Source organism: Legionella gratiana (assembly GCF_001467695.1).
Lineage (GTDB): Bacteria > Pseudomonadota > Gammaproteobacteria > Legionellales > Legionellaceae > Legionella > Legionella gratiana.
Window position 1 is genome coordinate 211,491 of sequence record NZ_LNYE01000029.1, and the last position, 20,272, is coordinate 231,762.

A 20,272-nucleotide genomic window follows, 5' to 3' on the forward strand; every position below is an offset into this window, starting at 1 on the left:
TCATTCTATAATAAATAGGACCTGATCATATTCTACAGGCTTTCCATTATCGACTAATATTTCCACGATCTTACCGGCGCGATCCGCTTCAATTTCATTAAACATTTTCATGGCTTCAACAATACATAAAACATCACCTGCTTTGACTGTTTGGCCAAGAGTGACGAAGGGAGGACTTTCTGGTGAAGGTGATGCATACATTGTACCTACCATAGGTGAACGAACTTGATGACCTGTAGTAATTGGTGGTTTCAGCTTACTTTCTTGGTCTGTAGTCAATGCGGTAGAACTAGAAGTGGATTCTGCAGTAAGTGATTCTGTTCGTGGTACAGGTGGAGGAGTAGATACATAATGAACTTGCGGATGCTCGATAACAGGGGCGCTGCTATGGCGACTTAATCTGAGAGATTCTTCACCTTCTTTAATTTCAATTTCTGAAATGCCAGTTTCTTCCAGCAATTCAATTAGTTTTCTGATTTTACGAATGTCCATTATTTGCTTCTCTTTCAATAATTGAGGTTAATGCTAACGAATACCCTTGTACACCTAAGCCGCTAATAACGCCTATGGCTATATCAGAAAAATAAGAATGGTGACGAAAAGTTTCGCGGGAATAAATATTACTTATATGTACTTCAATAAACGGAATTGCAACAGCACACAAAGCATCTCTTAAAGCCACACTGGTATGTGTATACCCTGCGGGATTGAAAATTATATAATCGATTTTATTAGTACTTGCTTGATGGATCGATTGAATTAAATCCGCTTCGGAATTACTTTGGTAATATTGCAGCGCAAACCCTGCCTGCGTTGCTTCTTTAGTTAAACGAATATTGATATGTTCTAGCGTTGTAACCCCATAAATTGAGGGTTCACGTGTTCCTAAGAGATTTAAATTTGGTCCATGTAACACCAGAATTTTTTTCATGTTTTAGTCTGTATCAATGATTTTGGCAGATTTTGCCTGATCTCTATAAAGTTGTCTATATATCTCCGAGGATATCTACATGTTCTCTGCTTTTTCCCTTTGGAAGAGCACAAGCTGCAAATCGCATGAAATAATAATTTCAAAAAATCCAAAATTGTGCTAGTTTGGATAGGTTTTAGATTTGTCAGTTGTATCTGCAGGTGTAACTCCCTGTTGAATTCTTGTTTTTAAGGATATATTTGATTCAGCAGAACATGAGTTACTTTCAATATTTTCAATTAAGTTGCAAAAAGGAGTGGATTTCAATGCATCATAATTACTATTTATCTCCATTAGCTGTTGCTCTAGCCTTAGGAATGGTATCGCCCGCGAAAGCTGCAGACCCCATACTTTTACAAAACGCCTCTTTTTCGGAAGTAAAGCAAAAATTTGCTTTATCAACTCAAGGCGTAGTTGTTGCCAAAGATAGCTTGAGCTTCATAAGTGAGCATACTGATCGAAATCAAGTAACTCACGTCCGTATGCAACAAAAATATGTAGGATTTCCAGTATATGGTGGCTATGCAATCATGCATAGTATGAATACATCAAAATCATTAGCTGCTACTCAATCGAATGTTGAGATGAATGGTGTTGTTTATCAGGGATTGCAAACGGAATTAGGCCAACCCGATGCCTCTTTTGTACAAAATGCGAATACAGTATTACAACAATTCAAGGCTAAGTATTCTGACAATGATATAAGTGATGAAAAAGTTACTCCTATGGTGTATATCGATGCTCAACATAAAGCACATTGGGCTTATAAGGTAAGTGTTTTTATTCGTCATCAGGACAAAATTCCAGAGCGTCCTACCGCGATTATTGATGCTCAAACTAATCAACCTTTCGTTCAATGGAATGATATTAAAACTGCAAGAGACTCTGTAAGAGGCGCCGGTTTTGGAGGAAATAGAAAAATAAATTATTCCCAATTCGGTGTAGATTTACCTTATTTGGAGTTAACTCGTGATGCGGACACTGCAATGTGTTTTATGGAAAACACGAATGTGAAAGTGATTGACATGAAACACAGATACAGTGCACCAAGTACAGCAATGAAATTTGCTTGCCCATCAAATGATGCGAATATTTATCTTACCGGTTATAAGGGAGATGGATATGATAAAGATAATGGCGCAGCTTCTCCAACCAATGACGCATTATATGCAGGTCAAGTGATTAAGCACATGTATGCTGATTGGTATAATGTGGATGCTCTTTCTAATCCCGACGGATCTTCGATGCAATTAGTCATGCGCGTTCATTATGGTGATCATTATGAAAATGCTTATTGGGATGGTGAGCAAATGACCTTTGGTTGTGGTGATATGATGATGTATCCATTGGTTTCTCTTGGCGTAGGTGCTCATGAAATCAGCCATGGTTTTACAGAGCAGCATTCAAGTCTCGAATATTACGGTCAATCAGGTGGAATGAATGAATCTTTTTCTGATATGGCTGCACAAGCAGCTGAGTATTATTCAGTAGGTAAGAGTAGCTGGCAAATCGGCGGTGAAATTATGAAAGAAACTAGTGGCTATGATGCTTTGCGTTATATGGATAAACCAAGCCGTGATGGCGAGTCTATTGATAGTGCAGATGAGTATTATAGTGGCCTTGATGTTCATTATTCGAGCGGCGTATACAACCACTTATTTTATATATTAGCAAATCAGCCTGATTGGAATGCCCGTAAGGCTTTTGATGTTATGGTTAAAGCGAATATGGATTATTGGACACCTTATTCGAACTTTGATGAAGGTGGCTGTGGTGTGTTAAGTGCAGCTAAAGATTTGGGTTATTCTGTAAATGATGTTAAAAGTTCATTGAAAGCTGTTGCTATCAATGTGAACAATTGTCGTTAATTTATATTTATCATAAAATCAGTCAGAAGTTGGCTTACAACTTCTGGCTGTTCCATATGAATATGATGTCCTCCATCTATTTTCTTAAGAGTTAAGTTTCTTACAGTATTAATACGATTGTTAGTGATTTCAGTGTCAAAAGAAAATCCTTGATTTGCTATAAGTAAATAAGTTTTTGCAGTAATTTCTTTTAAGCAAGAAAGAATTTGAGTTTCTGTCATGCGTAAAGGGGAACGAACCAATAAACGTTGATCATGTCGCCAGTAAAATCTTCCTCGTTTTTCTATTAAACTTCGTTCACAGAGCATTTTTGCAATATCTATGGAAACATATCCTTTAAAAGCACGAGCTAACGCAGCACTCTCTAAATGCTCATAACCTTTAGATTTTTTGCTTTTTAGTGCGAGAAAATGGGCATATTCGCTTAATTGCTGACATGCTGTTTCTCCAGGATGAGAAAATGGTCCTAAGCCTTCAATGAGCATGAGCGAAAGAAAGCGCTCGGGAATAACTCCTCCAATTAAACTGGCAAGACAAGCGCCCATAGAGTGGCCTAATAAATGGACTTTATCAAGTTTTAAGGCATTAAGTATTTCAATAACAATAAAAATTCCATCAAAAAAATGGTAGTGGCATCCTTTGGGAAGATGCGAGGAATGGCCATGTCCCGGCAAATCAACTGCAATAAGATAAAAATCATTCTCAAGGTATGAGGCTAAAGGAAGGAAACTGTTTGCATTATCTAACCAGCCATGCAACGCTAAGATAGTCGGTTTTTCTGGATGTCCCCAGGTTTTGCAAGCTATAGAAAAACCTGGAATCTTAAGATTTAGTTTGTTCATATTATTTAATATTTTTATACTTATTAAGTAGTTATTATATCTCTACTAGGAACAGTAGAGCTATAATTCATTATATGATGCAACAGAGATTTTTGCGGCATATTTACTAGGTGTCTCCCATGAATGAGTTGAAAATAGAGTTAAATAGGTCTCTTTTAATCCTAAAGTTAGATAGGATGATTTATATTGATTATATTAGTAATTATGCTAAATAAAGAAACCTGAATAGGGTATAGCATGCAACAAGAAAGACGTAGTATTTCATTAATAACTTATAATATTCATAAAGGATTTGGCGTTGGCGCCATTCGCTTCTTGCTTCCTAAAATGCGTGATGCAATAACGAGTTTAAATCCTGATTTTGTTTTTTTGCAAGAAGTTCAGGGTGAGCATATAAAACGACAAAAACGAATTAACGCATGGCCTACCTCACCACAATCTGAGTACATAGCTGAAAATATATGGCCGCATTATGTTTATGCGAAAAATGCAGTATATCAATCAGGGCATCATGGGAATGCCATTTTAAGTAAGTACGCCTTTGAGCGATTTGAGAATATTAATCTCACAAATATTCGTAGAGCCTCAAGAGGAATATTACATGCACAATTGAAACTGGATAATGTAACGATTCATTTATTGTGTGTGCATTTAGGTCTCTTTAAGGCAGAACGTACCGTGCAGTGTCATACGTTAATGCAACGAATTAAAGATGTTGTTCCTCAAGATGAGCCTTTGCTGATGGCAGGCGATTTCAATGATTGGCGCACTATTATTTCTAAGCCCCTGGCTGACTCTTTAAATATAGAGGAAGCGTTTGTTTCTATTGAGGGTCAGCATGCACGCTCTTTTCCTGCAATTAGACCAGCATTACGTATTGATCGAGTTTATTTTCGAGGTATGAAAGTACAAGAGGTGGCTTGTTTACAGGGTAAGCCTTGGAGGATGCTGTCCGATCATTTACCCCTTTATGCGCGTTTTGAATTGATATAGTTTGAATTAATTTTTTGGATTTTCCGTAACAGATCAACTTCATTCAGGAAACGGCCATATTGGGCCATCTTGCGAGAAAATCGACTCAAATAGCGATCTATGCTGCGTACTTTTCGTGAGATTTTTTCACAGCCTGAGCTCAAATTTGATTGTTTGTTCTATTTTTGGCAATTTGGTGCCTGAGCTATTACTATTTTCCCCCAGGGTAAATGAGCACGTGTTAGCGCGCTCATATAGATATTTCTACTATTCCATAGTGTTATTGTATTCGCCCATACAAGCTAGGCTGTTCAAACGGGCACGCTTGAGTAACGCTTCCTGTGCTTTAGCAATATGAGCATTTTTACCACCCCAGGCAGCTAGACAATCTTCTTGTAAGGCTCTGCCAAAGGAAAAACTAAGCAACCAAGGTTGATGGTCAATGCTGTTTATGGCATTTAAATTCTCTGTAGCTTGTTGCGGTGTTTGACCACCAGATAAGAAATTAATTGTTGGTACCGCAGCAGGAACATTATTACGGAATACACCAATCGTGTAATCAGCAACTTCATCGGGTTCACTAAAAGGTTGATTTTCTTTACCACAAGTTACCATGCTTGGTTTTAAGATGATATGTTCTAATTCAACCTGATGGATAAATAGAGCATGGAATAATTCATGGAGCACAATTTCGCATACTTCAGCACAGTGCTCTATGCTGTGATTTCCATCCATAAGGACTTCAGGCTCAACAATAGGAACTATACCTGCTTCTTGGCAGGCTGCAGCATAACGTGCTAGGTTCTCTGCGCCTGTTTTTACAGCAGTTAAACTAGGAGTATATTCAGAAATAGAATAAACATTACGCCATTTAGCAAATTTTGCTCCTAATTTTTTAAAATGCTGTAAACGCTCCGCTAAGCCATCTAAGCCTTGGGTTACTTTTTCGTTTTCAGTATGAGCTAAATCAACTAACCCTTTGTCTACTTTAATTCCAGGAACTATACCTTTATCTGCAAATAATTTAACAATAGGGACTCCATGTTCATCGGTCTGGTTAAAGGTTTCCTCAAACAAAATAACACCATTGATGTAATTCTCTAAATCAGGTGTTGTGGCGAGTAATAACCTGTAATCCCTGCGGTTTTCTTCGGTATTTTCAATTCCTATGGAGGAAAAGCGCTTACCTATAGTCGTATTACTTTCATCGGCAGCTAAAATTCCTTTACCTACTTGAAGCATGTGCTCCATAGTGCCGGATAATTCTTCATAACTCATAATGTGCTCCTGATCATTATCTAGATATATATTTTTCACGAATAATTTGTTGCATAGCAAAGCCTTGATCTTTTAAAGAATTAAAAGCCTCATCAATCATACCTGGATTTCCACATAAATAAATAATATCTTTTTCGGGATTGAGGCCTAGTGAAGGAAAAGCATGTTGTACATAGCCACTAAATTCATTTTCATTTAATTCCTGTTCGGATTGACGACTTAGGTAAGGTCTGAATGTGGCTTGAGGATATTTTTGAACAAAATCTCGAAACTCCTTTGCATAGAGAATTTCTTCACGTCGTTGTACTCCCTGGAGAATAACAACTTGTAGTTCAGGGTATTGGTCCATGAGCTTTCCTAGATCCTGTAGCATTGATCTGTATGGAGTAATTCCTGTACTGGTAGCAACCAATATGAAACGACCAAAGTGTCCTTCTTTAAGCGTTAATCGGCCATAAGGGCCACTGACTTGAATGGTATCCCCTGGTTTTAAATTGTACAGCAATTCAGTCCCTGGTCCATTTGCAAAATAACCTGCAGCGATTTCAATTTTATTATCGTGTTTTGGGATATTGGCTATACTATAACTACGCTTTAATAGTTTACCTTGATGTTCAAAATGAATGGTAATAAATTGACCAGGAGAATAGTTAAAATATGGAAAAATCTGACAATTAAAAATGAAATGCTTTACTTTAGGAGAGATCATAAAGGACTCTTCTAAAGTGATGGGAAATGTATTTATTTGCATGATGAGTATAAACTTTATTATAAAATTTGAGATTATAACCTTGAAATGAAGTTAATATAAGCAAAAATTATGCATTATAAGATTTAACAGCATATAATTATATTATGAACATTCCAGATCTTGTTACAATGATAGGCAATTTAAGCCGTTCTTTATATCCGGTACAGCATTTAATTACTGGAGGGGCTTATATTTTAGGAATTTTATTTTTTATGACTGCTATTGCCAAACTCAGGAAAATTGCTGATTACAGGGCGCAGTCATCCTCTCAGGAGAAAATGTATGGCCCAATGATGTATTTGCTATTGGGCGCAGCTTTACTTTATTTGCCGTCTGCATTGGATGCTATGGCCAATACAACCTTTGGTGTGGGTAATGTATTAACTTACAGCTCCTACAATCCTTCGAATATATTTAGTTCAATGGGATTACTGATTCAGACCATAGGCGTTTTATGGTTTGTACGCGGTTCTGTTTTAGTGGCGCATTCCAGCCATCCAGGGACAGAGCATGGGCCAAAAGGTTTAGCATTCATTTGCGCTGGAATTTTAGCTATGAATTTTGATAATACCATAGCTGCATTGAATTATCTTGTGAGCAATTTTGTGAGTTGGACACTTTAGTTCTACTCAAAATGAATCATGGGCGTGGGCACCGCTTATATACTTCCTAGTCTTCTCCACATATCCTGAGGTTATTTGCTTTAGCAAAATCAATGATCGACTGGTATAATAATGGGCTTGATTCTTTGAGTTTAGGATCAAGCAAAACGCATTGATACCCTTCACTATTTACACTGGGGCGCAATAAAGGAGAATAGCGAATACGACTATTTTTAAAACTTGCTAGAGAACCACTCATTCGCTCAGCCCAGTCACTGGGTCTGAATGTTTTTCCTTGATCAGTTATTCCTTCAATGATAATAGTTTTTGTTTCCGCGGCAGCCATAACTCTATTCAATTTAAATACAGTGTGATAAGTATAACATCATCCGGTGAGGGCTGTATTGAAATTTATTCATTTTGTTGAAATAAATTTATATTAAATATGATTTGCAAAAGTATTTTTTATCCCTATCATGTCAAGATGTTTTATTTAACGTGTGTTTGATATAAAAAACAGCTTTATTTTTATGCTGAACTCACAGGGTTATTAAAGGTTATTAAGAATGGAAAAAGACAGTCATTCTGGTATTTATTTGTTGCCCAATTTATTTACAACGGCAAGTTTGTTTGCTGCATTTTATTCACTTGTCGCATCAATGAAAGGACAATTTGAAGCATCAATTATTGCAATATTTATTGGCATGATTGCAGATGGGTTAGATGGAAGAATTGCACGTTTAACACATACTCAGACCGCATTTGGTGCCCAATACGATAGTTTATCAGATATGGTCACATTTGGAGTGGCTCCTTCACTTTTAGTATATAATTTAACTTTAAGTCGCTTAGGCAAAGTAGGGTGGTTAGTTGCATTTGTTTATACTGCAGCTGTTGCTTTACGTTTGGCACGTTTTAATACTCAGCTTGAAACAGCGGATAAACGATATTTTCAAGGACTGCCTTGTCCACCTTCTGCAGCGGTAATGGCTTCTTTTGCATGGTTATGTTATCAAAACGAATGGCAAAATATGTTCGTTGCTTTATTAACGGCAGCCTTATCGTTGATTACTTCGGCATTAATGGTTTCTAATATTCGTTATTATAGTTTTAAGGAAGTAGATTTTAAGGGCAAGGTTCCATTTTTGTATGTATTAGTTATGATCATTTTATTTGTAGCTATTGCCGCTGATCCTTCATTAGTTTTATTTGTTGGATTTACTATTTATGCAATATCTGGGTTATTTAAGACTTTAATCGTTTTACAGAAAATGAGAAAACAAAGAAGGAATACGGATAAATAACTCTGGATATAAAACATTTATGTGATACGGTGTGAAGTTGGGTGGTTTCGTTTACTCACCTTCACCAAAGAAATTATTGATTAAATGAGTTAACGCTTCATTCATTTGAATTTCATCAGGGCCATTTATTTCCATAATGATTTCAGCCCCTTGGTTTGCGGCAAGCATCATTACACCCATAATGCTTTTTCCATTAACGGTTTGTGAATTACAGGTTACATCAATTTGGCTTTGAAATTTTGCAGCAGTAGAAACAAATTTCGCCGACGCCCTTGCATGTAAGCCTAATTTATTAATTATTTTAATCTTAGTTTTTATCATAGCGCGTACAATGTACCATGAAGTGTAAAATAAGTGTAGTCCGGGAAGAATGAAAACGGGGATCTAATGAAGCAAGTGTTCATTCCTCATGCACTGAAAGAATTTATTTGGACCATACTGTGCCAAAAAAAACATGAAGCATCGTATGCTAATGTATACGCTAATGGCATTAAGTTAACGTGAGTTTCGGATAAGGATATAGAAACAGGAAGTAGGAATAAATCTTAACTTAGTGCCATTAACAAAATGTTTATTATATCTTAATCATGGTGATTACGAATTTTTTCTTTATGTTTGATCAATTGTCTATCTAATTTGTCGATTAATGTATCAATTGCAGCGTATAAATCATCAGATTCTGAACTTGCATGCACTTCACCCTTGGCTATATAAACAGTTGCCTCAGCAATTTGTCTTAATTTCTCTACACCAAACACTACATTAATGGAAGTGATTTGATCAAAATGACGCTCTAGCTTATCGAATTTTTCTTCGGTAAATGCTCTGAGGGCAGGAGTAACATCCATATGATGTCCTGTGATGTTAATTTGCATAAAAATCTCCTAGTTTCTAATTATTAATGTGAGTCCGATTTAAACAAACAATAGTATTTTTTATATCAAACTGTTTTTATTTAAAATTGGATCCCCGTTTAGCGACATAGAAGGCTTTTTTATTCCTTTTATGTCGAACTCAAGTTAGTTATCAATTATTTTTCGTTCATTAGATGGAGCAATTCCCATTGCTTCACGATATTTTGCTACGGTTCGTCTTGCTACTTGAATACCCTGTTTTTCCAATAACTGGGTAATTTTACTGTCACTTAATGGTTTTTTTCTATTCTCAGCAGCAATTAATTTTTTAATCACCGCACGTATCGCTGTAGAGGAGCATTCATCACCAACATGTGTACTAATATGGCTAGAGAAGAAATATTTAAGTTCAAATACCCCTCGAGGAGTATGAATGAATTTTTGTGTAGTGACACGCGATACAGTTGATTCATGCATATCTAGAATTAAAGCAATATCATTAAGAATTAATGGTTTCATTGCTTCTGCTCCATATTCTAAAAATCCTTGCTGATACTCCATAATGCAGGTAGCTACTTTGAGTAGTGTTTCTTGACGGCTTTGAATGCTCTTCAAAAACCATCGTGCCTCTTGCAGATTATTTTTTAGAAATTGGTTGTCTGCACTATTATCTGCTCGTTGAATAAGAGATGCATATTGATTATTAATGCTCAAGTGAGGGAGTACGCTTTGATTTAATTGGACCTTCCATTGATTGTTGATTTTTTTAACAGTTAAATCGGGAATAATATATTCAGTAATGTCTTCATGAATTAAATTTCCTGGTTTAGGATTTAACTTTTGAATAATTTTTAATACTGAGTCAACAGTTTTTTCGCTAATATGATGATTTTTCATCAGTTGCCTGTAATTATGCTGGCCAAGTAATTCAATGTCTTCGGTAATGATTTTTTTAGTCAAGGCTAAATGTTCTGTATCTTGAGGAAGCTGATCCAGTTGGATCAGTAATGTTTCAGCTAGATTGGTGCACGCACAGCCTACAGGATCAAATAATTGTAGGCGATGACGTACCGCTTCTATTTCCTCTAAATCAAGAGGATGCTCTTCACTTGTAAGGCTTGAATGCAAGTCAGTGATGCCGATACTTAGGAAACCATCGCTATTAATCGCATCAATTAGAGCAGTAGCTATGGCTCTATCTATATCGCTCATCGGGGAAAGATTAAGCTGCCATTTTAAATGGTCTTTTAAGTTAGTCGTAGTACAATGTAAGTTGTCAAAATTATAGTCATTGTCTTCGAATGATGTTCGTTTATCCGAACTTTGGTATAATTCAGACCATTGAAAATCACTTGGATCGTTATCTTGCTGCTTTGTTTCATTGATTTCAAGCTCTTCTTTGTCTTCAGTAGGTGTTGCTTCAAGCATAGGGTTTGATTCAAGAACGAGCTGAATTTCTTGTTGTAAATCAATAGTTGATAATTGCAAAATTCTTATCGCTTGCTGTAGTTGTGGCGTTATAGTTAAATGCTGGCTAACACTTAGTTGCAATGATGGTTTCATGCAAATCCTCTTTGTTTTCTTTCATTGCTGTTAACTATCAGTTTAAACGATTCGTAAGGATTATCCAGTATTTCACAGGGTTATTTGATATAAAGCTTGAGTAATAGAAAAGGTAAAAAACCAGCTCCTGTTAGGTAACGGCCATATTTTTCGTTCAACCTTAGCACAAATTGGTTCGTTTGACCAAGATTCACTATCCCGCATGATCTACTAAGCCCCTAATTGGGGCTTAATGAATTATTTTACTTTTTTCTCTTTGAAGAGCACATGCTTACGTACTTTCGGATCGTACATCATGAGTTCCATTTTTTCAGGATGGTTTCGTGGATTCTTCGTTGTAGTTTTGTAGTATCCAGTTCCTGCTGTGGACTCCATTTTCACTTTAATAGTGACAGCTGCCATGGTTTATCCCCTTAAAATTATATTTTTTCGCCTTTAGCTCTGAGTTTATCCAGAACTGCTTTTATACCTAACTTGTCGATAATACGCATACCTTTAGTACTAAGTTTTAATGTGACAAATCGTTTTTCTTCTTCAACCCAAAAACTATGGTTTTGAATGTTAGGCAGAAAGCGTCTTTTAGTTTTATTGTTAGCGTGCGACACTTTATGGCCGGTCATGGGTCGCTTGCCAGTTACCTGACATACTCTAGACATTATGTTACTCCAAAATAGGTTTTAATGTGCTTGTCTTTGTAAAATTCGGGGCAAATAGCCGGATGTGAAATACAAGAGCGGTTTTATATCAAAAAAATGCATTAGTTGCAAGATTTTTGTAAGAACATATAATTCCTGGCTTTAGGTAAATTGGGTGTGAAGATGCAGCGTCAGATAAAAAGTTATGTTTTACGAGCTGGGCGAATAAGTAGTCGACAGCGCCAAGGTTTAGATCTTTGGTTAAAGGATTATGAACTCACTGTAAGTGAGTATCCTTGGGATTTGAACAACGAATTTGCACGATCAGCGGATACTGTAGTGGAAATAGGATTTGGAATGGGAGCTTCGTTGTTGACCATGGCAAAGAATAATCCTGAAGTTAACTATATAGGAATTGAAGTACATCTTGCGGGGGTGGGGAGTTTGGCTGCTGATTTGCATGAGCATCAATTGTCCAATGTGCGTATTGTAGCTTATGATGCTGTAGAAGTATTCCATACTCAATTATTTAATGATTCACTTGCTGGAGTGCAGATTTTTTTCCCAGACCCATGGCATAAAAAGCGCCACCATAAAAGACGTCTAATTCAGACAGCATTTATTCAATTACTCGTAAAAAAAATTAAACCAGGAGGATTTATTCACTGCGCTACTGACTGGCAAGAATATGCGGAGCATATGCTCCATGTTTTATCCATAGAACCCTCTTTAAGGAATACTCAGAAAGACGGCGGATATTCCCCGAGGCCTTTATCACGTCCGCTTACAAAGTTTGAGAGTCGAGGCGAACGTTTGGGGCACGGAGTTTGGGATTTAATTTTTACTAAATTAGCATGAGTTCCAAATAAAAAAAGTTCGACCTATAAAATTAGTTTATTTTTTAGGTCGAACTCGAGTTAATTCGAGAATTATGAAAAGTAAAGCTGAGTCTGCTACGACTGGATTAAATTTGTAAAAGTATGAAGGGAATTTTAAACTATTCTTTGATCTTCTATTGTCCAATGTGTAATATAAATCCGGAAGTAACTTACAGAGGATGTAATCATGGAATTTATAACGGAAATCAATGCAGCTATAAAATTGGGATTACAAGGGTTTAAACAGTTTATTGAACAAAAGCTACGCGTAGATACGAAGTACTTAGAGCATCCATTTTGGATTGAAAATGGTGAACAAGTGACTGTTTTGAATTATTTAATTCGACAGCATCAAGAAAAAGAAGGAAGGCATATTGATGAGAAGTGTTCTTCTGACTTGATACAGTTTATTGATTTTGTTTTGAGTAGAGTTAAGGATAAAAATATTGGTGAACCGCTACATCAGGCACTGGCTCTTGGAAAAATACCGTTAGCGCTTCATCTCTTTGATACTGCTGCTTTTGATGTGAATCGACGTGACCAAGAAGGCCGTACTTTATTATCTTTGGTCATAGAAACAAAAAATCGTCATTTATTAAAAAAAATATTAAAGAGTCATCCCGATGTAAATGCAACGACACGGATTACTGAGGCTCGTGTTTCGTTTCAGCCATTACATCAAGCCATAGCATTGGATTTTGCTTTTGGAGTTAGGACATTAGCAAACGCTGGAGCAGACTTAGCTAATCCTTTAGGCGTTATGAAAGATACGCCAATATTATTGGCTGCAGGCCAAGGTAAAATAAAAGCACTTGAAGCTTTATTAGAGTTTCCAGTAGAAAAACTCGATCTTGAAGCGGAAAATAATAAAGTATCTGCAGATAAAATGACCGATAACGCGATTGAGTCACTGTGCAAACTGTTAGCGCGCGATAAAAATAATAAAGACTTGATTCGTGGTGTAGCTATGTTGCTTTGTCGTGGAGCTGAACCGCCACGAAAAGAATCAATGTGTCAATTATTAGCGGATAAACGCTCTGATTTACTTAAAGAAATTGACCGTTATATGGATACTCGACCCGAGTTAGTTGACCCTTTTGTGAATCGGTGTCATTTGACAGGTAGTGCGTTATATAAAATAATTTATGTGGATCATTCTTGGGGTAGTACCTTACGTCAGTTATTTGGTAGGCCCAGCGAGGCTGCTTTTGTTATCGAGCGATTAGTTACCCGCAAATACAGCCGTCGCCAAGAAGGAAGTTCCGAAGTTCCGGCGTTATCAACTGTTGCTGCAGTACCATTAAAAGGAGATGAGCCTCCACTTAAACTCTATGCGGAATTTGTTCGACGCTATAATGAAGCTTATCAGAATCAGCGAATTACAAATCCCTGGAGTACTATGCGATGGATGATTGCTGAAGGAAAATGCAATTGGGAAATGGTGAAGCAATATGCGCGGACCCATCCGGGAACTAGAACACAGATTATCTACGATGATATGTTTAAGACTTTACCTAAAATGGAGATGCATGAGTCAATTGAAAATGCAACCGGAACACTTCATTGTAATGTCAGACTTTAAATGAGAGATGCCTTTGACCTGGGGGTGGTACTGTTTCCACACTCAGGATTGAATTAATGTAATGTTATGTTATTGAGCTTGTTGTTTGGATGTACATTATGCACATTAGTTTATTGCTTTTAATCTTAGTTTGTTTTATTGGGATGATTAGTCCAGGACCTGATTTTTTACTGGTTACAAAAAATGCACTCTTGTACCCCAAACGCCAAGCATTGGCAACAGCTTTTGGCATCGTTTCAGGATGTCTTTTTCACGCCAGTTATTGTATTTTGGGTTTGGCGTTCATTATGACTCAAAGTATTGTGATTTATACAATTGTAAAATACGCAGGAGCTTGTTATTTAATTTATCTTGGAATAAAGGGCTTAAGTTCCAAACAAATGAAGAAAACACGTTCAGATAGTTCTTCTCTGCAAAATATAACTGTTTTAAGAGCTTATGCAGAGGGTGCTTTATGTAATGCATTAAACCCTAAGCTGGCTTTTTTTCTATTAAGTTTGTTTACTCAGTTTATTTCAATTCATGCATCATTTAATGATAAAGCTTTAGTTGCGGGGGTATTCGTGACTGAATCAGCCCTTTATTGGCCACTCTTGGTTTTATTTTTGCAATCACATCAGGTCCGGAAGTTATTTACTCATTTTCAAGCTTTCTTAAGTCGTCTATTCGGCGGTTTGTTGGTTTATTTAGGAATTCGAGTGATGCTTAGTACGGACTTGTAGTACCCATTGCGATCCAACCATTAATCTATTTGATCAATTTTTTATTACTGAAAATGATGTTGTGGTGGATGTTTGGGAGATTGATCTTAGAGGAAAATCTCAGTAGGAAGCTTGCTTAAACTTCATATACCCCCTAGAATTCTAGTTTTCTTAAAATTGGCCGGGAGAATAATTACATGGGGTGGAATGAGCCAGATAAAGGCAAAGAGCCTTGGAAGGGTAAAAATCAGCCTCCAGATTTGGATGAAGCGCTTAAACGCATTCATGATAAAATGAAGAAGATTCTTTTTGGCGGCAACGGAAAATCAAACAACGAGCCCTCTAAAAAATCAACTAATGGCTTAGTTGCTACACTGATTATTTTGATTGCTTTTCTTCTTTGGTCACTATCTGGTATTTTTATTGTTGATCCCGCAGAACAAGCAGTTATTCTTCGTTTTGGTAAATATGTAGAAACAGTCGGGCCTGGGCCACATTGGATACCACGAATTATTTCTTCCAAAATTATCATGAATGCGGATAGAGTATTGGATTATTCTTATTCTGCACAAATGCTTACTAGGGATGAAAATTTAGTGGCTGTCTCTTTAGCGGTGCAATATCGTATTGGTGATTTAAAAGAGTACTTATTTAACGTAGCTAATCCCGAAGAAAGCTTGCAACAAGCAACTTCAAGTGCTTTAAGACAAGTTGTAGGAACGACTACTTTAGATCAAATGATTACCGAAGGGCGTGAAATTTGGGGAAGCAAAGTCCAGGATACTCTGATAAAAACACTAAGTCTTTACAAAACGGGTATTGTTATTGTGAATGTAGCTCCACAACCTGCTCGTGCCCCTGAAAGTGTACAAGATGCATTTGATGATGCTATTAAAGCACAAGAAGATGAAAAACGTTTTAAAGAACAAGCATATGCTTATGTGGCCAAGGTAGTACCTATTGCTGAAGGTAAGGCAAGCCGCATTCAGCAAGAAGCCGAAGCTTATTCCAAAAAGGTTGTTTTAAATGCTCAAGGTGAGGTTGCTGAGTTTTTGGCCTTACTTCCTCAATATGATAATGCACCTCAAATTATGGCTGAACGCATGTATTTAGAAACGATGCAAAGGATATTAAACAAAAGCAGTAAGATTATTGTTGATAGTAAATCAAGTAATTTATTGTATTTGCCTTTAGATAAGTTATTCACGAAATCATCAGGATTTTCTCTTGAAACTGCAAAAAATAGTAAAATAGGCAATGATGAATTCAATGAAGCAGAGAGCGCAGTTGATGAGCGTGAATTCACAAGACCTGTTTATCGACAAGGGAGAGAATAACCATGAAGAACACCGGTAGAGCCCTTGGGTTATTAGTTTTAATACTTCTACTTTTGCTGACCACTGTATTTACAGTAACTCAAGGACAGCAAGGTATTCTTTTGCGTTTAGGACGTCTAGTCAATGATGAAGCAACTAATAAAGTTAAAGTATTAAATCCAGGATTGCATTTTAAGGTGCCATTCATTGAAAATGTACGTATTTTTGATACCCGAATTCAAACCATGGATATTAAATCAACCCGTATTGTAACTCGAGAAAAAAAGGATGTTATGGTTGATTATTATGTTAAATGGCAAATTGATGATTTAGCACAATATTTTAAATCAACCGGGGGTAATGAATTTAAAGCAGAAACATTGTTGGAGCAACAATTAAATACTTTATTACGTGCACAATTTGGTAAACGTACTATTTCTGAGGTAGTATCGGGTGGGCGTGATGATGTGATGGAGTTACTGCGTAAAGCTGCTGAAAAGCAAGCAGGTGAATTAGGCATTAATGTCGTGGATGTACGAATCAAAGGCATAGAGTTGCCAGCAAGTACGAGTAACGCTATTTATCAACGTATGCGTGCAGACATGCAAAAAATTGCGAACAAACATCGTGCGGACGGCCAGGCAGCTGCTGAGCAAATACAAGCAAAAGCAGATGCTGATGTTATCGTTTTATTAGCAAAAACCCGTAGCGAGGCGCAAAAGGTCAGATCGATTGGGCAGGCAAAAGCTGCGGCAATCTATGCAGATGCATACGGTAAAAATAAAGAGTTTTTTGCTTTATACCGTAGCTTATTGGCTTATGAAGGTAGTTTTAAAAGCAAAAAGGATATTTTGGTTTTGGATCAAAGTAGTGCATTTTTTGATTATTTTAAACAAGCTACTCCAAAAAATGATGGTGTACCTGTTAAAAAATAACTATAATGCCCAATTTTATTGAAATTGGGTTCAGAACTTTTTCGCTTGCGAGCAGTGAAGAGCATTTTGCAAATTAAGAGTGGATCATGGGTAAAAACGTTGTTGTTTTAGGAACACAGTGGGGCGATGAAGGCAAAGGTAAAATTGTCGATTTATTAACGCAAGACGCGCAAGTTGTTGTGCGCTATCAAGGCGGACATAATGCGGGTCACACTTTAAAAATTAATGGGGTTAAAACTGTTTTACGTCTTATCCCTTCTGGTATGCTAAGACCCCATGTGACTTGCTATATTGCAAATGGAGTTGTGCTTTCACCAGATGCTTTATTAGGTGAAATAAAAGAATTGGAAAGTACGGGGATTGATGTTCGTTCTCGCTTGCGTATTAGTAAGGCTTGCCCCTTAATACTTCCTTGTCATGTTGCTATGGATAAAGCGCGCGAAGCACATATGGGAAGTTCTGCTATCGGTACTACTGGAAGAGGTATAGGCCCAGCTTATGAAGATAAAGTGGCGCGTCGCGCCTTAAAGGTAAGTGATCTCTTTCATCCAGAACGGTTTGCTACGAAATTAGAAGGACTTCTAGACTATTACAATTTTATTTTGACCCAATATTTCAAGCAACCCACTGTAGCGTTTCAACCTTTATTGGATGCAACGTTACAGTGGGCTGAAGAATTACGTCCTATGGTTTGTGATGTTTCAGCGTGTTTGCATGAGCATAGAGAGCGAGGGGATAATATTTTATTTGAAGGCGCCCAAGGAGTATACCTAGATATTGACCATGGAACATATCCTTTTGTAACTTCTTCAAATACTTGTGTGGGTTCTGTGATTAATGGCGCGGGCTTTGGTCCGAAATATATTGATTATGTTTTAGGTATTACAAAAGCTTATACTACTCGAGTAGGTGGCGGTCCTTTTCCAACAGAACTTTTTAATGAAGTAGGAAAGCAAATCGCTGAGCGTGGTCAAGAGTTTGGTGCAGTGACTGGTAGACCACGACGGTGTGGTTGGTTTGATGCAGTTTTATTAAAGCGATCAATTGAGTTGAATAGTATTACAGGCCTGTGCATTACGAAGTTAGATGTTTTAGATAACTTGGATGTATTGTGTATTGCTGTCGCTTATAAAGACAGTAAAGGCAATTTAATTTCGCGACCTCCTCAAGCTGCTGCAGATTTTGAAGATTTAGAGCCCGTTTACGAGGAGATGTCTGGTTGGAAAGAATCTACCGCCGATATCAAAAATATGAAGGATTTGCCTGATAATGCGATTGCTTATCTAAAGCGAATTGAATCACTGCTGAATATTCCTATTGATATATTATCAACAGGTCCTGAACGTGACTCGACAATTATTTTGCGTGATCCCTTCAAAATCTAAACTTTTAGTGTATTAGAAATGATCTTTACCCTCCGCGAGGCTGATACATCAGTTCGCGGAGGGCGACGTTCTTTCGAAACTAAGATTTCTCGAAACCTCATCTTATCCTTCATTTGACGCCATTATCCGTTCGGGGGATTCCGATGAAATTAATCAAACCAAGATGAAGCGTAACAGGTCAGCTCTCCTATCAGAGAACGGTCATTTTGGGCTTATCTTGAACGAAAAACATCTCATAAAATGCTCACACAGCGCCCCAGCCCCTGCTGGGACAAACATCGTAAAAGAACTTTATTTTTTATAAAATCGCAGCGTAACTAGAACCGTTAGTTAAAATTTATTCTCAAATTCATTTAATTTCTGCTCTAAATTCCACTGTATTTGAGCTTTTTCACTTGTTTTGATAAATTGCTTGCAGTTTTTACTGTTTAAATCTTGGCAATCTTGAATAAGCTGAGCATTATTGGCATTCGCCCAGATGCTTTTTCCAGGTAGAAATGCATAGGTTATTGCGTTTCTATTGATTTGTTTTATGGTTTTATAATCTAAACCATGATGTAATACGGCTTCTACATATTGCTGGCTTAAGTTAGTTCTTAATATCCCTTCATCATCCGTAGATAAAACAACTGGAACATGGTGTTTTAGGTAGTAATTAAGTGGGTGTTCTCGACCCGAAATATTTAATATTCTAAGATTGCTTATTAAATTAATTTCCACGGCCTTATGCTGGGTTGCCATATGGTCCAAAGTATCTTTGGCATGACTCTCATAGGCGATATCTACACCATGTCCAATTCTTTGGGCTTGGCCAGTAAATAGAGCATCGTGTATGTGATATTCTAAATCTTTAGGAGTAACAATTTCTTGGGTTAATTCGCCCGCATGTAATGAGATATTCACTTGCGGATAAATTTGATGTAGGTACTGATACATCTGCATTTGTTGATGATAGTCCCGTAAGGAAATAATTCCATCTTCAGGTTGTACTAAGTTAACTCCAACTAAAACTCCTTTATTTTTCATGGATTGTGCTACGGCTTCAAAAGCATTAAGTGTTTGTGCAAAAAGGCTATCTGGCGGTTGTTCTCTAAGTGAATAATATAAAAACTTTACTTGTATTTGGCAGTCTTTCTTTTCTGGATGAGCTGTACATCCCAATTCCTGACGGGCTTTTTGAATGATATGCTCTGCCTCAGTGGCAGTATGGTTGATATTATTTTGAAAGTCTTTATTTGCCAATAAAAGAGCTCTTTTGTCATTAAAGGTAGTTGTATTTTTAAGTAAATCACCAAAGCTTAGTGAATGGGCATTATCAGGTAAAAGCATTAATTCCATATATTGCTCATTTTGTTGTGCCGCAACTTTGAGTACATCCGCTAATAACTCGGGCTGATGGTCTTCTACTATGGCATTGAATTTATCAAATGAATTAAAGAAATGATCGTGTCCAGATTCTTTTCCGGGAACAAAATCTTTCATGGACCAACTTTTCACTGTATTTGCATAAATATCGGGTTGATTGAGTAAGCTTTTAGTATCTATTTCATTACATCCAGTAGAATTATGACTGACTTTTAATGTTGCTGTATCCAAGCAGTAATCCTCTTTAGATGCGAGTTCTAACATTGTTTCCGGATAGGCACCTCCAGCTAAATGATAATGAAGCTCACCTCCTTTGGGCATGTCTTTAAAAAATGCATATAAAGAATTAGGCTCATTTTTAATTTGATCAAAGTGAGACTGGACATTTGCTTGAGCAATAGAAAATAAAGCGAGGCCGATGAAGCACATCGATGACTTTAAATAGTTCATGATGACCTTATAGTTGTCAAT

Annotated in this window: 22 protein-coding genes and 1 pseudogene; 11 read left to right on the top strand and 12 right to left on the bottom strand. The window is 36.9% G+C overall.

Annotated features, from left to right (window positions below; all coding sequences use genetic code 11):
- Nucleotides 1-492 carry an acetyl-CoA carboxylase biotin carboxyl carrier protein gene (gene accB, locus Lgra_RS13920; protein ID WP_058499875.1) on the bottom strand — a complete coding sequence of 164 codons (492 nt, stop codon included), beginning with the start codon at nt 490-492 and terminating at the stop codon, nt 1-3.
- Nucleotides 479-931 (bottom strand): type II 3-dehydroquinate dehydratase, encoded by a 453-nt coding sequence (aroQ, locus tag Lgra_RS13925; protein ID WP_058499876.1) that lies wholly within the window; start codon nt 929-931, stop codon nt 479-481. The genes accB and aroQ overlap by 14 nt, the downstream gene beginning before the upstream one ends.
- Nucleotides 932-1,236: 305 nt before the next feature.
- On the opposite strand from aroQ, the gene proA reads away from it, so the two are divergent.
- Nucleotides 1,237-2,838, top strand: coding sequence for a zinc metalloprotease ProA (proA, locus tag Lgra_RS13930; RefSeq protein WP_058499877.1), 1,602 nt, complete (start codon nt 1,237-1,239; stop codon nt 2,836-2,838).
- On the opposite strand, the gene Lgra_RS13935 is transcribed toward proA, so the two are convergent.
- Complete coding sequence (locus tag Lgra_RS13935) at nt 2,835-3,680, bottom strand: alpha/beta fold hydrolase (RefSeq protein WP_058499878.1); 846 nt, start codon at nt 3,678-3,680, stop codon at nt 2,835-2,837. The genes proA and Lgra_RS13935 overlap by 4 nt on opposite strands.
- Nucleotides 3,681-3,917: 237 nt before the next feature.
- Between Lgra_RS13935 and Lgra_RS13940 the strand changes: the two genes are divergently transcribed.
- On the top strand, nt 3,918-4,673 hold the full coding sequence (locus tag Lgra_RS13940) for an endonuclease/exonuclease/phosphatase family protein (RefSeq protein ID WP_058499879.1): 756 nt from the start codon (nt 3,918-3,920) through the stop codon (nt 4,671-4,673).
- 246 nt (nt 4,674-4,919) lie between these two features.
- Here Lgra_RS13940 and Lgra_RS13945 read toward each other — a convergent pair whose 3' ends face one another.
- Both Lgra_RS13945 and Lgra_RS13950 read right to left on the bottom strand, forming a co-directional pair.
- Nucleotides 4,920-5,930: a class I fructose-bisphosphate aldolase gene (locus tag Lgra_RS13945; RefSeq protein WP_058499880.1), complete on the bottom strand. Its 1,011-nt coding sequence runs from the start codon at nt 5,928-5,930 to the stop codon at nt 4,920-4,922.
- A 16-nt stretch (nt 5,931-5,946) separates the two neighbouring features.
- Nucleotides 5,947-6,681: a ferredoxin--NADP reductase gene (locus Lgra_RS13950; RefSeq protein WP_058499881.1), complete on the bottom strand. Its 735-nt coding sequence runs from the start codon at nt 6,679-6,681 to the stop codon at nt 5,947-5,949.
- Nucleotides 6,682-6,785: 104 nt separating this feature from the next.
- Between Lgra_RS13950 and Lgra_RS13955 the strand changes: the two genes are divergently transcribed.
- Nucleotides 6,786-7,304, top strand: coding sequence for a hypothetical protein (locus Lgra_RS13955; protein ID WP_058499882.1), 519 nt, complete (start codon nt 6,786-6,788; stop codon nt 7,302-7,304).
- 46 nt (nt 7,305-7,350) lie between these two features.
- On the opposite strand, the gene Lgra_RS13960 is transcribed toward Lgra_RS13955, so the two are convergent.
- Nucleotides 7,351-7,629: a DUF3579 domain-containing protein gene (locus Lgra_RS13960; protein WP_058499883.1), complete on the bottom strand. Its 279-nt coding sequence runs from the start codon at nt 7,627-7,629 to the stop codon at nt 7,351-7,353.
- Nucleotides 7,630-7,849: 220 nt separating this feature from the next.
- On the opposite strand from Lgra_RS13960, the gene pssA reads away from it, so the two are divergent.
- The gene (gene pssA, locus Lgra_RS13965) at nt 7,850-8,587 is read left to right on the top strand and encodes a CDP-diacylglycerol--serine O-phosphatidyltransferase (RefSeq protein ID WP_058499884.1); all 738 of its coding nucleotides are present in this window, start codon (nt 7,850-7,852) and stop codon (nt 8,585-8,587) included.
- Between the two features lie 51 nt (nt 8,588-8,638).
- Here the strand turns inward: pssA and Lgra_RS13970 are convergent, their stop codons facing one another.
- From Lgra_RS13970 to rpmB, 5 genes are all read right to left on the bottom strand, one after another.
- Entirely contained in the window at nt 8,639-8,908 is a 270-nt protein-coding gene (locus Lgra_RS13970) for an HPr family phosphocarrier protein (protein ID WP_058499885.1), read from the bottom strand.
- A 260-nt stretch (nt 8,909-9,168) separates the two neighbouring features.
- Entirely contained in the window at nt 9,169-9,462 is a 294-nt protein-coding gene (gene hpf / locus Lgra_RS13975; RefSeq protein ID WP_058499886.1) for a ribosome hibernation promoting factor, read from the bottom strand.
- A 144-nt stretch (nt 9,463-9,606) separates the two neighbouring features.
- Nucleotides 9,607-11,004, bottom strand: coding sequence for an RNA polymerase factor sigma-54 (locus tag Lgra_RS13980; protein WP_058499887.1), 1,398 nt, complete (start codon nt 11,002-11,004; stop codon nt 9,607-9,609).
- A gap of 237 nt (nt 11,005-11,241) precedes the next feature.
- Nucleotides 11,242-11,406: a 50S ribosomal protein L33 gene (rpmG, locus tag Lgra_RS13985; RefSeq protein WP_003635328.1), complete on the bottom strand. Its 165-nt coding sequence runs from the start codon at nt 11,404-11,406 to the stop codon at nt 11,242-11,244.
- Between the two features lie 17 nt (nt 11,407-11,423).
- The gene (rpmB, locus tag Lgra_RS13990) at nt 11,424-11,660 is read right to left on the bottom strand and encodes a 50S ribosomal protein L28 (RefSeq protein ID WP_003635329.1); all 237 of its coding nucleotides are present in this window, start codon (nt 11,658-11,660) and stop codon (nt 11,424-11,426) included.
- A 162-nt stretch (nt 11,661-11,822) separates the two neighbouring features.
- On the opposite strand from rpmB, the gene trmB reads away from it, so the two are divergent.
- The 7 genes and pseudogenes from trmB (at nt 11,823) to Lgra_RS14020 (ending at nt 18,436) form a co-directional block, all read left to right on the top strand.
- Nucleotides 11,823-12,497, top strand: coding sequence for a tRNA (guanosine(46)-N7)-methyltransferase TrmB (gene trmB, locus Lgra_RS13995; RefSeq protein WP_058499888.1), 675 nt, complete (start codon nt 11,823-11,825; stop codon nt 12,495-12,497).
- 207 nt (nt 12,498-12,704) lie between these two features.
- Nucleotides 12,705-14,099 (top strand): Dot/Icm T4SS effector AnkC/LegA12, encoded by a 1,395-nt coding sequence (gene ankC / locus Lgra_RS14000; protein WP_058499889.1) that lies wholly within the window; start codon nt 12,705-12,707, stop codon nt 14,097-14,099.
- 98 nt (nt 14,100-14,197) lie between these two features.
- A complete protein-coding gene (locus Lgra_RS14005) occupies nt 14,198-14,821 on the top strand; it encodes a LysE family translocator (RefSeq protein WP_058499890.1) in 624 nt (207 codons plus the stop codon).
- 4 nt (nt 14,822-14,825) lie between these two features.
- Nucleotides 14,826-14,927 (top strand): annotated as a pseudogene (locus Lgra_RS18660) (alanine racemase); the annotation flags it as partial.
- Nucleotides 14,928-14,997: 70 nt separating this feature from the next.
- Complete coding sequence (hflK, locus tag Lgra_RS14010; RefSeq protein ID WP_058499891.1) at nt 14,998-16,137, top strand: FtsH protease activity modulator HflK; 1,140 nt, start codon at nt 14,998-15,000, stop codon at nt 16,135-16,137.
- Nucleotides 16,138-16,139: 2 nt separating this feature from the next.
- The gene (gene hflC, locus Lgra_RS14015) at nt 16,140-17,051 is read left to right on the top strand and encodes a protease modulator HflC (protein ID WP_058499892.1); all 912 of its coding nucleotides are present in this window, start codon (nt 16,140-16,142) and stop codon (nt 17,049-17,051) included.
- An 86-nt stretch (nt 17,052-17,137) separates the two neighbouring features.
- On the top strand, nt 17,138-18,436 hold the full coding sequence (locus Lgra_RS14020; protein ID WP_058499893.1) for an adenylosuccinate synthase: 1,299 nt from the start codon (nt 17,138-17,140) through the stop codon (nt 18,434-18,436).
- 330 nt (nt 18,437-18,766) lie between these two features.
- Here Lgra_RS14020 and Lgra_RS14025 read toward each other — a convergent pair whose 3' ends face one another.
- Entirely contained in the window at nt 18,767-20,251 is a 1,485-nt protein-coding gene (locus Lgra_RS14025) for an adenosine deaminase family protein (protein WP_058499894.1), read from the bottom strand.
- Nucleotides 20,252-20,272 lie beyond the last annotated feature (21 nt).